General features: G+C 66.7%; 12 protein-coding genes. All 12 read left to right on the forward strand.

Features of this window, described 5'->3' with window-relative positions; all coding sequences use genetic code 11:
- Window positions 1–5 precede the first annotated feature (5 nt).
- A complete protein-coding gene (gene wspA / locus FHW81_RS02915; protein WP_033980653.1) occupies window positions 6–1,634 on the forward strand; it encodes a Wsp signal transduction system chemoreceptor WspA in 1,629 nt (542 codons plus the stop codon).
- Window positions 1,635–1,638: 4 nt separating this feature from the next.
- A complete protein-coding gene (locus tag FHW81_RS02920) occupies window positions 1,639–2,154 on the forward strand; it encodes a chemotaxis protein CheW (protein ID WP_033980652.1) in 516 nt (171 codons plus the stop codon).
- On the forward strand, window positions 2,151–3,419 hold the full coding sequence (locus FHW81_RS02925; protein ID WP_003122132.1) for a CheR family methyltransferase: 1,269 nt from the start codon (window positions 2,151–2,153) through the stop codon (window positions 3,417–3,419). Before FHW81_RS02920 ends, FHW81_RS02925 begins: the two co-directional genes overlap by 4 nt.
- Window positions 3,412–4,101, forward strand: coding sequence for a chemotaxis protein CheW (locus FHW81_RS02930; RefSeq protein WP_003103738.1), 690 nt, complete (start codon window positions 3,412–3,414; stop codon window positions 4,099–4,101). Before FHW81_RS02925 ends, FHW81_RS02930 begins: the two co-directional genes overlap by 8 nt.
- Window positions 4,098–6,407, forward strand: a complete 2,310-nt coding sequence (gene wspE, locus FHW81_RS02935) for a Wsp signal transduction system sensor histidine kinase WspE (protein WP_003103736.1) — start codon at window positions 4,098–4,100, stop codon at window positions 6,405–6,407. Before FHW81_RS02930 ends, wspE begins: the two co-directional genes overlap by 4 nt.
- Window positions 6,404–7,411 (forward strand): Wsp signal transduction system protein-glutamate methylesterase WspF, encoded by a 1,008-nt coding sequence (wspF, locus tag FHW81_RS02940; RefSeq protein WP_003092534.1) that lies wholly within the window; start codon window positions 6,404–6,406, stop codon window positions 7,409–7,411. The genes wspE and wspF overlap by 4 nt, the downstream gene beginning before the upstream one ends.
- 107 nt (window positions 7,412–7,518) lie before the next feature.
- Window positions 7,519–8,562, forward strand: a complete 1,044-nt coding sequence (gene wspR / locus FHW81_RS02945) for a Wsp signal transduction system regulator diguanylate cyclase WspR (RefSeq protein ID WP_003103734.1) — start codon at window positions 7,519–7,521, stop codon at window positions 8,560–8,562.
- A 122-nt stretch (window positions 8,563–8,684) separates the two neighbouring features.
- A protein-coding gene (gene prfB / locus FHW81_RS02950; protein ID WP_010895661.1) for a peptide chain release factor 2 occupies window positions 8,685–9,780 on the forward strand; the annotation gives its coding sequence in 2 pieces (ribosomal slippage) (window positions 8,685–8,756 and window positions 8,758–9,780; 1,095 coding nt in all).
- Window positions 9,781–9,960: 180 nt separating this feature from the next.
- Window positions 9,961–11,466: a lysine--tRNA ligase gene (gene lysS / locus FHW81_RS02955; protein ID WP_003103728.1), complete on the forward strand. Its 1,506-nt coding sequence runs from the start codon at window positions 9,961–9,963 to the stop codon at window positions 11,464–11,466.
- 211 nt (window positions 11,467–11,677) lie between these two features.
- A complete protein-coding gene (locus FHW81_RS02960) occupies window positions 11,678–12,391 on the forward strand; it encodes a TetR/AcrR family transcriptional regulator (protein WP_003092520.1) in 714 nt (237 codons plus the stop codon).
- A gap of 96 nt (window positions 12,392–12,487) precedes the next feature.
- Entirely contained in the window at window positions 12,488–13,039 is a 552-nt protein-coding gene (locus tag FHW81_RS02965) for a hypothetical protein (protein WP_003103725.1), read from the forward strand.
- Between the two features lie 8 nt (window positions 13,040–13,047).
- Entirely contained in the window at window positions 13,048–14,343 is a 1,296-nt protein-coding gene (locus tag FHW81_RS02970) for a flavohemoglobin expression-modulating QEGLA motif protein (protein WP_003092515.1), read from the forward strand.
- Window positions 14,344–14,402 lie beyond the last annotated feature (59 nt).

The raw sequence follows: 14,402 nt of genomic DNA on the forward strand, positions 1-14,402 counted from the left end.
AAAATGTGAAGAACTGGACTGTTCGCCAGCGAATCCTGGCAAGTTTCGCCGTGATCATCGCGATCATGCTGCTGATGGCCGCTACTGCGTACGTGAAGATGTTGACGGTGGAAAAGGGCGCCTACCGTGTCCAGGACGACGCCATGCCGGGGATGTACTTCATCACGCTGGTACGCAGTTCGTGGACCGACAACTACTTGCAGACCCAGGAACTGTTCGGCATCACCGACGACCAGGAGCTGAGCAAGGCCGAGGCCGACAGTATCCTCGCCAGCGAGGAGCGCCTGGACCAGCAGATCGCCTCCTACCAGAAGACCATGAACCCGGACGAGGCCCGCGACCACGAGTTGCTCGCCGGTTTCCAGGCCGTGCGCAAGAACTACCTGGAGCAGCACGACAAGGTGCTCGAGCTTTACCGCGAGAAGCGCTTCGAGGAAGCCGGCAAGCTCGTCGCCGGCCCGTTGACCGAGCACTGGCGCGAGGGCCGCAAGTACCTCAACGAGATGATCGAGCTGAACAAGGACATCGCCGATCGCGCCTCGGACAACATCGTAAACGCGGTGGACGATGCCGAACTGAGCATGCTGGTGACCCTGCTGCTGGCGGTGGTGGTAGCCGGCATCTGCGGTTTCCTGCTGTTGCGGGCGATCACCCAGCCGATCCAGAAGATCGTCCGCAGCCTCGACCTGATGGCCGGTGGCGACCTCACCGCACGCCTGAACCTCGGCCGGCGTGACGAATTCGGCGCCATCGAGACCGGTTTCAACGGCATGGCCGAAGAGCTCAAGGGCCTGGTGTCGCAGGCCCAGCGTTCTTCGGTGCAGGTCACCACCTCAGTCACCGAGATCGCCGCGACCTCCAAGCAGCAGCAGGCCACCGCCACCGAAACCGCCGCGACCACCACGGAGATCGGCGCCACTTCTCGCGAGATCGCCGCCACCTCGCGCGACCTGGTGCGGACCATGAGCGAAGTCTCCGGCGCCGCCGAGCAGACGTCGACCCTGGCCGGTTCCGGCCAGTTGGGCCTGGCGCGCATGGAGGAAACCATGCACCACGTGATGGGCGCGGCCGACCTGGTCAACGCCAAGCTGGCGATCCTCAACGAGAAGGCCGGCAACATCAACCAGGTGGTCACCACCATCGTCAAGGTCGCCGACCAGACCAACCTGCTCTCGCTGAACGCCGCCATCGAGGCGGAGAAAGCCGGCGAGTACGGCCGCGGGTTCGCCGTGGTGGCCACCGAGGTGCGCCGGCTGGCGGACCAGACCGCGGTCGCCACCTACGACATCGAGCAGATGGTGCGCGAGATCCAGTCGGCGGTATCGGCCGGGGTGATGGGCATGGACAAGTTCTCCGAGGAGGTCCGCCGCGGTATCGCCGAGGTCGGCCAGGTCGGCGAGCAACTGTCGCAGATCATCCAGCAGGTGCAGGCGCTGGCGCCGCGGGTGCAGATGGTCAACGAGGGTATGCAGGCCCAGGCTACCGGTGCCGAGCAGATCAACCAGGCGCTGGTGCAACTGGGCGAGGCCACCGGGCAGACCGTGGAGTCGCTGCGCCAGGCCAGCTTCGCCATCGATGAGCTGAACCTGGTGGCGAACGGGCTGCGCAACGGCGTATCCCGCTTCAAAGTCTGAGGCTGTGACCGTGTCCCGCTCCACCGGCGATCATCGACGCACCAGCAAGCTGTTCCTGCTGTTCCGCATGGAAGGCGACCGCTATGCCCTGGATGCCCGCGAAGTGGTCGAAGTGCTGCCGCTGCTGCGCCTGAAGCGCATTCCGGAGGCGCCGGAATGGGTCGCCGGGGTGTTCTCCCATCGCGGCGTCCTGGTCCCGGTGCTCGACCTCTGCACAATGGCCTTCGGCCGCGCGGCGCTGGCCCGCACCAGCACGCGCATCGTGCTGGTCGAATACCGCGCCCGCCAGGACCGGGAGCCGGTCTGGCTCGGACTGATCCTCGAACAGGCCACCGATACCCTGCGCTGCGAACCGTCGGCGTTCCGCGACTATGGCCTGGACAACGGCGGGGCCCGCTATCTCGGTCCGGTCTATGAAGGACCACGGGGACTGGTGCAATGGGTGCGGGTCGAGGCATTGCTGCCCGACGAAGTGCGCGCCCTGCTGTTCCCGCCGGAGTGCGGCGAGGGGACGGCATGAACGATCGCTTCGAACGCCTGCTCAAGAGCAGGATCGGCCTGGATGCCAGCTCGGTGGGCAGCGCGGTGATCGAGCGCGCGGTACGCCAGCGCATGAGCGGCCTCGCGCTGCACGACGAGGACGAATACTGGATGCGCCTGAACGGCTCGCCGGGCGAGGTGCAGGCGCTGATCGAAGCGGTGGTGGTGCCGGAGACCTGGTTCTTCCGCTACCCGGAGTCGTTCACCACCCTCGCCAGGCTGGCCTTCGAGCGCCTGCCGAGCCTGGGCGGCGGACGCGCGCTAAGGATCCTCAGCCTGCCCTGTTCCACCGGCGAGGAGCCGTATTCCATCGTCATGGCCTTGCTCGATGCCGGGCTCTCCGAGTACCTGTTCGAGGTCGACGCCCTCGACGTCAGCGCTCGGGTGATCGAGCGCGCCAGCCTCGGGGTGTACGGCAGGAATTCCTTTCGCGGCGACGAACTGGGGTTTCGCGACCGCCATTTCAGCGAGGTTGCCGAGGGCTACCAGTTGGCCGAGCAGGTTCGCCGCAAGGTGCGCTTCCGCTGCGGCAATTTGCTCGATCCCGGGCTACTGGCGGGCGAGGCACCCTACGATTTCGTGTTCTGTCGCAACCTGCTGATCTATTTCGACCGCCCGACCCAGAGCGAGGTGGTCGAGGTGCTCAAGCGCCTGTTGCGGTCGGACGGCGCGATGTTCATCGGTCCGGCCGAGGCGAGCCTGCTCAGCCAGCATGGCATGCAGCCGATCGGCGTGCCGCTGTCTTTCGTGTTCCGCCGGACCAGCGAGGCGCCCCGCGGCGCGCGGCCCAAGGCGGTGAGCGACGGAGCGCGCCCGGTGGTTGCCGCCGCCGTGGAGCGTGCGAGTATTCGGCCTTCGCCGCCGCCACCGGCGAAACCGCGCCAGCGGCTGTCCAGCCTGGTTCCACCAGCCAGCGGCCAGCCCCTCGCCAGTCCCGTCGGCGAGTTCGACGAAATCGCCCGCCTGGCGGATGCCGGCCAGCACCGCGAGGCGCGCGCCGCCTGCGAGCGCCAACTGGCCGCGCGTGGGCCGTCGGCCACGGTCTTCTACTGGCTCGGGCTGCTCAGCGATGTCGCCGGGCAGGAGCAGGAAGCCCAGGATTTCTACCGCAAGGCCCTGTACCTGGAGCCGCAGCACGCCGAGGCGCTGGCGCACCTGGCGGCGCTGCTCGCCGCTCGCGGCGACCATGCCGGCGCCCGGCGCCTGCAGCAACGTGCGGCCCGTGGAGTGAACAAAGATGGTTGAGGCGAGCCTGACCTTGCTCGATACCCAACAGGTGGATGACTGCTGGAACCGCATCGGCGTGCATGGCGACAAGTCCTGCGAACGCCTGGCCGAGCATGTCCATTGCCGCAACTGCGAGGTTTACGCTGCCGCGGCGACCTACTTGCTGGACCGCATCGCCCTGCGCCAGGACCAGCTCGACAGCGCCGAAACGATGGACAGCCAGCGCGAACAGAGCGACCTCGGCGAGACGCGTTCGATCCTGGTGTTCCGCCTGGGCGAAGAGTGGTTCGGCCTGGCCACCGGCAGCCTGGTGGAAGTGGCGCCGATGAATCCTATCCATTCCCTGCCGCACCAGCGCTCGCGCGCCCTGCAAGGGGTGACCAACGTGCGCGGCGCGCTGGTCGCCTGCCTTTCCCTCGGCGAACTGCTGGATCTCGAACCCGGCGCCGCGCCGGTCAGCGAGCGCCGGGTGGTTCCGCGCATGCTGATCATTTCCGCCGCCGGCGGTCCGGTGGTGGCGCCGGTGGAGGAAGTCGACGGCATCCATGCGATTCCGCTGGCGCGGATACTGCCGCCCAACCACGCCGACGGCCAGGCCTCGCGCCGGCACGTGGCCGGCGTGCTGCAATGGCGCGAGCGGAGCATCACCCTGCTCGACGAAGGCCCTCTCCTGCAAGCCGTAGCGCGGAGCCTGGCATGACCCCGGACCAGATGAGAGACGCGTCGCTGCTCGAGCTGTTCCGGCTCGAGGCGGAGGCCCAGACCCAGGTGCTCAACGCCGGCCTGATGGCGCTGGAGCGCAGCCCGACCCAGGCCGACCAACTGGAAGCCTGCATGCGCGCCGCGCACTCGCTGAAAGGCGCGGCGCGTATCGTCGGGCTGGACGCCGGCGTGCGCGTGGCGCACGTCATGGAGGATTGCCTGGTGGAGGCGCAGGACGGACGCCTGCTCCTGCAATCGGAACATATCGATGCGTTGCTCCAGGGCTGCGACCTGTTGCTGCGTATCGGCACCCCGCCAGCCGGCGACGCAGGCTGGGCCGAAGGCGCCGGGCGGGAAGAGATCGACGGCCTGGTGCTGCGCCTCGAAGGCCTGGTGCGCAGCGGCCTGCCGCTGGCCCGCGCGGAGCTGCCGGCGACGACTCCCGGTCTGCCGGAAGCGGTCCCCGAGGCGCCGCCAGCGGCGTCAGCGGCCGCCAGCGACGACAACGACGAGGAGCCCGCCGGGCAGGCGGGCGGCGAACAGGCCGAGGAGCGCCGCAGCCGGGTCCTGCGGGTCACCGCCGAACGCCTGGACCGGCTGCTGGATATCTCCAGCAAGTCGCTGGTGGAGTTCCAGCGCATCAAGCCGCTGGCCGATTCCCTGCAACGCCTGCGTCGCCTGCAGTCCAGCGCCAGCCGCGCGCTCGACGTGGTACGCGAGACGGTCCAGGAAACCGCCCTCGACCCGCAGGCCCAGGCCATGCTCGGCGAGGCGCGGCAACTGATTGGCGAATGCCAGCAGATGCTGGTGCAGCACATCGCCGATCTCGACGAGTTCGCCTGGCAGGGCGGCCAGCGTGCCCAGGTGCTCTACGACGCGGCGCTGGCCTCGCGGATGCGGCCATTCGCCGACGTCCTTAGCGGCCAGGCGCGGATGGTTCGCGACCTGGGCCGCTCGCTGGGCAAGCAGGTGCGCCTGCTGGTCGAGGGCGAAAGCACCCAGGTCGACCGGGATGTCCTGGAAAAACTCGAAGCGCCGCTCACCCACCTGCTACGCAATGCCGTCGATCACGGTATCGAGGCGCCGGAAACCCGCCTCGCCGCCGGCAAGCCGGCCGAGGGCAGGATCACCATCCGCGCCCGCCACCACGCCGGCATGCTGGTCCTGGAACTGAGCGACGACGGCGGCGGCATCGATCTGCAGCGCCTGCGCGAGACCGTGCTCAATCGCCAGTTCGCCACCGCCGAGACCGTGGCGCAACTGAGCGAGGAGGAACTCCTGGCGTTTCTCTTCCTGCCCGGCTTCAGCATGCGCGAGCAGGTCACCGAGGTGTCCGGTCGCGGCGTCGGACTGGACGCCGTGCAGCACATGGTCCGCCAGTTGCGCGGCGGCGTGCGCATGGAGCAACGCCAGGGGCAGGGAGCGCTGTTTCACGTCGAGGTGCCGCTGACCCTGTCCGTGGTGCGCAGCCTGGTGGTGGAGATCGGCGAGGAGGCCTACGCCTTCCCGCTGGCGCACATCGAGCGCATGTGCGAGCTGGAAGCGGAGGAGATCGTCCAGCTCGAAGGTCGCCAGCACTTCTGGTACGAGGGTCGCCATGTCGGCCTGGTCTCGGCTGCGCAACTGCTGCAGCGGCCCGAGAGCAGCCGCACCGAAGGGGCCATCCCGGTAGTGGTGGTGCGCGACCGCGATGCGGTCTACGGCGTCGCCGTGGAGCGTTTCGTCGGCGAGCGTACCCTGGTGGTGATGCCTCTCGATCCCCGCCTGGGCAAGGTGCGCGACGTTTCCGCCGGCGCCTTGCTGGACGACGGTTCGCCGGTGCTGATCCTGGACGTCGAGGACCTCCTGCATTCGGTCGGCAAGCTGCTCAGCAGCGGCCGCCTGGAGCGCATCGATCGCAGCCGGCGGCAGGCCGGCGGGGCGCAACGCAAGCGCATCCTGGTGGTCGACGACTCGCTCACGGTGCGTGAGCTGGAACGCAAGCTCCTGCTCGGCCGCGGCTACGACGTGGCAGTGGCGGTGGATGGCATGGACGGCTGGAACGCCCTGCGCTCGGAGCATTTCGACCTGCTCATCACCGATATCGACATGCCGCGTATGGACGGTATCGAACTGGTCACCCTGGTGCGTCGCGACAGCCGCCTGCAGTCGCTGCCGGTGATGGTGGTGTCCTACAAGGATCGTGAGGAGGACCGTCGGCGCGGTCTCGACGCCGGCGCCGACTATTATCTGGCGAAGGCCAGTTTCCACGATGAGGCCTTGCTGGATGCCGTCGTCGTCCTGATCGGAGAAGCACAGGGTTGAGGATCGGAATCGTCAATGACATGCCGTTGGCCGTCGAGGCGCTGCGCCGCGCGCTGGCCTTCGAGCCGCAGCACCAGATCGTCTGGGTCGCCAGCAACGGTGCCGAGGCGGTGACCCAGTGCGCCGCCGATACGCCCGACGTGGTGCTGATGGACCTGCTCATGCCGGTGATGGACGGCGTCGAGGCAACTCGTCGGATCATGGCGGAAAGTCCTTGCGCGATCGTGATTGTTACCGTCGATATCGAGCAGAATGTGCACCGGGTTTTCGAAGCGATGGGATATGGGGCGCTCGATGCGGTGAACACGCCGGCGCTGGGCATCGGCAACCCGCAAACGGCGGCGGCGCCGTTGTTGCGCAAGATTCAGAACGTCGGCTGGCTGATCGGCCAGCGCGATAACCGTGGCAAGGTCCAGGTGGTGCCGCCGAAGGCCGGCGGGGCGCGCCAGCGTCTGGTGGCGATCGGCGCTTCGGCTGGCGGTCCGGCGTCGCTCGCGGTGTTGCTCAAGCAACTGCCGGCCAGTTTCAATGCCGCAGTGGTGCTGGTGCAGCATGTCGACGAGGTATTCGCCGCCGGCATGGCCGAATGGCTGGCCAGCGAATCGAAGCTGCCGGTGCGCCTGGCGCGCGATGGCGAGCCGCCGATACCGGGGCAGATCCTGCTGGCGGGGACCAACAATCACATCCGCCTGCTGCGCAACGGTTCGCTGGTGTACACCGCCGAACCGCGTTCTTTCGTCTACCGGCCGTCCATCGACGTGTTTTTCGAGAGCGTGGCGAATTATTGGCGTGGCGATGCCGTGGGCGTGCTGCTGACCGGCATGGGCCGCGACGGCGCCCAGGGCCTCAAGCAGATGCGCGAGCGCGGTTTCCTCACCATCGCCCAGGACCAGGCCAGTTGCGCAGTCTACGGGATGCCGAAGGCCGCGGCGGCGATCGATGCAGCGGTGCAGATCCTTTCCCTGGAAAAGATCGCCCCGCGCCTGGCGGAGGTATTCGATTAGCCGGGTTCGACTCCGGCCAGGCGCCAGGGTAGGCGCCGGCGCCCGCCGCGGCGGTGCGTGGAACAGCATTCAATTTGATACGAGGGGCCCCGGTCCCGGAGAGAAACATGCACAACCCTCATGAGAGCAAGACCGACCTGGGCGCCCCTCTGGACGGCGCGGTCATGGTACTGCTTGTCGATGATCAGGCCATGATCGGAGAGGCTGTGCGTCGCTCACTGGCGAGCGAGGCGGGCATCGACTTCCATTTCTGTTCCGATCCGCAGCAGGCGGTGGCGGTGGCCAACCAGATCAAGCCGACGGTGATCCTCCAGGACCTGGTGATGCCCGGCGTCGACGGCCTCACGCTGCTCGCTGCCTACCGCGGCAACCCGGCGACCCGCGACATCCCGATCATCGTCCTGTCGACCAAGGAAGAGCCGACGGTGAAGAGCGCGGCGTTCGCCGCCGGCGCCAACGACTACCTGGTCAAGCTGCCGGACGCCATCGAGCTGGTGGCGCGGATCCGCTACCACTCGCGTTCGTACATCGCCCTGCAGCAACGCGACGAGGCCTATCGGGCGCTGCGCGAGAGCCAGCAGCAGTTGCTGGAGACCAACCTGGTGCTGCAGCGGCTGATGAACTCCGACGGCCTGACCGGGCTCTCCAACCGTCGTCACTTCGACGAATACCTGGAGATGGAGTGGCGCCGCTCGCTGCGCGAGCAGTCGCAACTGTCGCTGCTGATGATCGACGTGGACTATTTCAAGAGCTACAACGACACCTTCGGCCACGTCGCCGGCGACGAGGCCCTACGCCAGGTCGCCGGGGCCATCCGCGAGGGCTGCAGTCGCTCCTCGGACCTGGCGGCTCGGTACGGCGGCGAGGAGTTCGCCATGGTCCTCCCGGGCACCTCGCCGGGCGGCGCACGGTTGCTGGCGGAGAAGGTCCGGCGCACGGTGGAGAGCCTGCAGATCAGCCACGACCAGCCACGCCCGGGCTCGCACCTGACCGTCAGCATCGGCGTCAGCACCCTGGTGCCGGGCGGCGGCGGGCAAACCTTCCGGGTTCTCATCGAGATGGCCGACCAGGCGCTCTACCAGGCCAAGAACAATGGCCGCAACCAGGTCGGCCTGATGGAACAGCCGGTGCCGCCGGCCCCGGCGGGCTGAGCGGCGCGCGGCGGCCATGCGTCGCCGGCCGGCATTAAATAGAGGCCGGCGTACTGCCTGTGGGGCGCAAGTGCAGTATACTTCGCAGCTTTTCGACGTTTTCCCGCGAGTGAGCGCCAGCCATGGAAATCAACCCGATCCTCAACAGCATCAAGGACCTCTCCGAGCGCACCCAGACCATTCGGGGGTATCTTTGACTACGATCAGAAGCATGATCGCCTGGTCGAAGTAAACCGCGAGCTCGAAGACCCCAACGTCTGGAACAACCCCGAATACGCCCAGAACCTCGGCCGCGAGCGCGCCCAGCTGGCGCAGGTGGTGGAAACCCTGGACGACCTGACCAGCGGCCTGGCCGACTCCCGCGACCTGCTGGACATGGCGGTCGAGGAAGACGACGAGGGCGCCGTCGACGACGTTGCCAACGAAGTCGAGCGTCTGCGCGAGATCCTCGAGAAGCTGGAGTTCCGCCGCATGTTCAGCGGCGAGATGGACCCGAACAACGCCTACCTGGACATCCAGGCCGGCTCCGGCGGCACCGAGGCCCAGGACTGGGCCAACATGCTGCTGCGCATGTACCTGCGCTGGGCCGACAAGCACGGCTTCGACGCCACTATCATCGAGCTGTCCGAGGGCGAGGTCGCCGGCATCAAGGGCGCCACCGTGCACATCAAGGGCGAGTACGCCTTCGGCTGGCTGCGCACCGAGATCGGCGTGCACCGCCTGGTGCGCAAGAGTCCGTTCGACTCCGGCAACCGTCGCCACACCTCGTTCACCGCGGTGTTCGTATCGCCGGAAATCGACGACAACATCGAGATCGAGATCAACCCGGCCGACCTGCGCATCGATACCTACCGCTCCTCCGGCGCGGGCGGTCAGCACGTGAACACCACCGATTCGGCGGTGCGGATCACCCACGTGCCGACCAATACCGTGGTGGCGTGCCAGAACGAACGCTCCCAGCACGCCAACAAGGACACCGCGATGAAGATGCTGCGGGCCAAGTTGTACGAGCTGGAAATGCAGAAGCGTACCGCCGCGTCCCAGGCCCTGGAGGACTCCAAGTCCGACATCGGCTGGGGCCACCAGATCCGCTCCTACGTGCTCGACCAGTCGCGGATCAAGGACCTGCGTACCGGTATCGAGCGCAGCGACTGCGACAAGGTGCTCGACGGCGATCTAGACGAATACCTCGAAGCCAGCCTCAAACAGGGGCTGTAAAGCTGCTGCGCCTGGCCAGGCCGCGTTGGAAAATGGTTCGGACTGCTCGTTTTTTACGATCGTGAACTCCGTGTCCTCGCCATTTCCCGCCTTGCCTGGCCGGCGTTCGCTACGCTTTTCGCCCCTGTTGCGCAATCCGTTTCCACAGGCAAGAGAGCCTAACCAGGAACCACCAAGACCATGAGCGACCAACAACTCGACCAGCACGAACTGCAACAGGAAGAAAACAAGCTGATCGCCCAGCGCAAGGAAAAACTTGCCGCCGTGCGCGAAGCCCGGGCCATCGCCTTCCCCAACGACTTCCGCCGCGACGCCTACTTCGCGGACCTGCAGAAACAGTACGCCGACAAGACCAAGGAAGAGCTGGAAGCCGCAGCGATCCCGGTCAAGGTGGCCGGTCGGATCATGCTCAACCGCGGTTCCTTCATCGTCCTCCAGGACAGCAGCGAGCGCCTGCAGGTCTACGTCAACCGCAAGACCCTGCCGGAAGAAACCCTGGCCGAGATCAAGACCTGGGACCTGGGCGACATCATCGGCGCCGAAGGCGTGCTGGCCCGCTCGGGCAAGGGCGACCTGTACGTCGACATGACCAGCGTGCGCCTGCTGACCAAGTCGCTGCGTCCGCTGCCGGACAAGCACCATGGCCTGACCGACACCGAGCAGCGCTACCGCCAGCGCTACGTCGACCTGATGGTCAACGAGGAAACCCGCCACACCTTCCGCGTGCGTTCCCAGGTCATCGCCCACATCCGCCGTTTCCTCAGCGAGCGCGGTTTCCTCGAAGTGGAGACCCCGATGCTGCAGACCATCCCCGGCGGCGCCGCGGCCAAGCCGTTCGAGACCCATCACAACGCGCTGGACATGGCCATGTTCCTGCGCATCGCCCCGGAGCTGTACCTCAAGCGCCTGGTGGTCGGCGGTTTCGAGAAGGTCTTCGAGATCAACCGCAACTTCCGTAACGAAGGCGTCTCGACCCGGCACAACCCCGAGTTCACCATGCTCGAGTTCTACCAGGCCTACGCCGACTACGAAGACAACATGGACCTGACCGAGGAACTGTTCCGCGAACTGGCTCAGGCGGTACTCGGTACCACCGACGTGCCCTACGGCGACAAGGTCTTCCACTTCGGCGAGCCGTTCGTGCGCCTGTCGGTGTTCGATTCGATCCTCAAGTACAACCCGGAGATCACCGCCGCCGACCTCAACGACGTCGAGAAGGCGCGGGCCATCGCCAAGAAGGCCGGCGCCAAGGTCCTCGGCCACGAAGGCCTGGGCAAGCTGCAGGTGATGATTTTCGAGGAACTGGTGGAGCACAAGCTGGAGCAGCCGCACTTCATCACCCGCTACCCCTTCGAGGTTTCGCCGCTGGCCCGCCGCAACGACGAAGACCCGAGCGTCACCGACCGCTTCGAGCTGTTCATCGGCGGCCGCGAGATCGCCAATGCCTATTCCGAGCTGAACGACGCCGAGGACCAGGCCGAGCGCTTCATGTTGCAGGTCAAGGAGAAGGACGCCGGCGACGACGAGGCGATGCACTACGACGCCGACTTCATCAATGCCCTGGAATACGGCATGCCGCCGACCGCCGGCGAAGGCATCGGCATCGACCGCCTGGTGATGCTGCTGACCAACTCGCCGTCGATCCGCGACGTGATCCTGTTCCCGCACATGCGCCCGCAGGCCTGAGCGCCGCAACAGTCCATGGAAAAGCCGCCTTCGGGCGGTTTTTTCATGGCCGCGCGGTGTCCCGGCCGCCGGGCCAGGGGTCGATAGCCGCCGATCTGCCGGCTGACCACGGGAGGTGCGGGTGGGATCGGAGCTTCCCCGGTAGCGGCCGATTGATTCCACGCGAAAAAGTCCGAACAATGCTCCATCGTCCGCGAGCGGAGGAAACACCGTGTCCCGAGTAGCTCCCAGAGACAGCGCCGCGCAGGCCGCCAGCGCGGTAGCCGAAAGCGTTCGTTACCAGGGCCGCAAGGCCAGCCGCCAGGGCAGCGAGCAGCGGCGCCAGGCGATTCTCGATGCCGCCATGCGCCTGATCGTCCGCGACGGCGTACGGGCCGTGCGCCACCGCGCGGTGGCCGCCGAGGCCCAGGTGCCGTTGTCGGCCACCACCTACTACTTCAAGGACATCGACGATCTCATCACCGACACCTTCGCCCTCTTCGTCGAGCGCAACGCAGAGGCGCTGTCGGCGTTCTGGAGCAGCGTGGAGGGCGACCTCCAGGAGATGGCCGCGGTGCTGGCCGACGACCCCGGCGCCCGTGGCTCGCTGGTGGAACGGATCGTCGAGCTTGCCGTGCAGTATGTCCAGGTCCAGCTCACCGAGCGCCGCGAGCACCTGCTGGCCGAGCAGGCCTTCCGCCAGGAGGCGTTGCTCAACCCGCGCCTGCGCGAACTGGCCGATGCCCACCAGCGGATTCTCTCCCTCGGCGCCGTGCATTTCTTCCAGGTGCTCGGTTCCGGGCAGCCCGAGCAGGACGCCAAGGTGTTGACGTCGATTATTCTGCAGATGGAATATCAGGGCCTCGTGGACGGGGTCGAGCAACTGGCCGTGGACGAAATGCGCGCCATACTCAGACGGTACCTGAATCTGGTCATGGGCCTGTGACCTGAGCGTCAACCCCGCCATGGCGGGGTTTTTCATACCCGAACCTTCCCTCGGCCAGCCGGTCGCAGGTTGCGGAGGGTTCCTAAGGAGCGTGTGATGAAAGCCTGGCGTTGCCTGGTGGTCCTGAGTTTCCTGCTGTTGGGCGGTTGCCTGGTCACCTTCAAGGAGCCGATACCGCCGCGCGAGGCGGCGCCGAGCCATCTGCTCGGGACCTGGAGCCGCGAGAACGAGTGGAAGGAAGAACAATTCCTGGAGATCACCCGTTCCGGCAGCAATGTCTACCGTGCGCTCAGCTACGTGGACAGCAAGGACAATACCGAGAGCCTGGAAGACTACGGCTTCACCGTCTCCCACCAGGGCAAGCGCTGGTACCTGTCGGCCGGCCTGCCGAAGAGCCTGGGCGGCAACTTCATCATCGCCGGCTTCGAGATCACCGACGGTGACGAGCTGGTGATCTACAACCTCGACGTCGAGCGCATCGTCGAGGACCTCGGCGCCGGCCAGCTCGACGGCGAGACCGTCGACAGCGATCAGGGCAAGGGCGCGCTGGTGCGCAGCCCGTTGGCGAAGGTCTTCGCCTACCTGAACGATCCCGCCAATTCCGACGTGTTCGTCGAGGCCGCCCGCTTCCAGCGGGTCACCCAATGAGATTGCCGATGAGCCAGCGCAAGGCGCAGAACGACTACCAGAAGATCATCCGCTCCCTGTCCGATCGCATCGTCGAGGCGCAGACGCCGATCCGCGTGCTGGATGCGATCAAATGGGACGACGGGATCCGCCAGGACTTCCTCAAGGGCCGCGGCAAGCATGCGCCGAAGGTCGATCGCGGCTACTACGACAGCCGCCCGCTGGCCTTCGACGCCAGCGCCAAGAAGCAGGAATTCCAGAACATCGAGCGCGACATCACCCGCCAGTTGGGCCAGTTCAACCCGGTCGGGCAGATCATGCGGCGGATGTGCAAGGAATACCGAATGGTCATTCGCATGCTCGAGGCGCGCGGCACCCCGGACCTCGGGCTGATCTCCCAGGAACTCTACGGCTCGGCCTCGGACGCCTTCCATGCCGGCGATCCGACCCTGGCCGACCTCGGCCTGATGCTCTCCGACTACCTGAACAACATCGCCGACCGCGGCGATCTCAAGGACGAACCCAAGACCCTGACCGCCAAGGAGGTCGTACCGATCCTCCAGGCGCGGCTGAACACCGTGTTCGGCGAGGAGGAGGGCACCATCCGCGTGTTCGAGTCCGACGGCATCGTCGCCGACGCGGCGGCCGGCGCCGACTACATCAAGGTACGCGCCGACGCCCTGTTCAACGAGCGCGACGTGCGCGCGCTGGAGGTCCACGAGGGCCTGGTGCACGTCGGCACCACCCTGAACGGCCTGAGCCAGCCGATCTGCACCTTCCTCGCCAAGGGACCGCCGTCCTCCACCGTGACCCAGGAAGGCCTGGCGATCCTGATGGAGGTGATCGCCTTCGCCTCCTACCCGACCCGCCTGCGCAAGCTGACCAATCGCACCCGGGCGATCCACATGGCCGAGGAGGGCGCCGATTTCCTCGACGTGTTCCACTTCTACCGCGAGCAGGGCTACAGCCTGGAGGACAGCTACCAGAACGCCAGCCGGGTCTTCCGCGGCTCGACCCCGGATGGCCTGCCGTTCACCAAGGACCTGTCCTACCTGAAGGGCTTCATCCTCATCTACAACTACATCCAGCTCGCCGTGCGCAAGGGCAAGCTCGAACAGATCCCCCTGCTGTTCTGCGGCAAGACCACCCTGGAAGACATGCGCACCCTGCGCCAACTGGTGGACGAGGGCCTGGTGGCGCCGCCGAAGTACCTGCCGCCGCAGTTCCGCGACCTCAACGCGCTGTCGGCCTGGATGTGCTTCTCGAACTTCCTCAACCACCTCAGCCTGGACCGCATCGAAGCGGACTACGCGAACATCCTCTGACCGTTCCCCGCCGTGCCGGTCTTTCCCGGTGCGCGCGGGCGGTCGGCCGGCAAGCAAGG

This window comes from Pseudomonas sp. RC10-4-2 (assembly GCF_050433085.1).
In the GTDB taxonomy this organism is placed as follows: domain Bacteria; phylum Pseudomonadota; class Gammaproteobacteria; order Pseudomonadales; family Pseudomonadaceae; genus Pseudomonas; species Pseudomonas aeruginosa.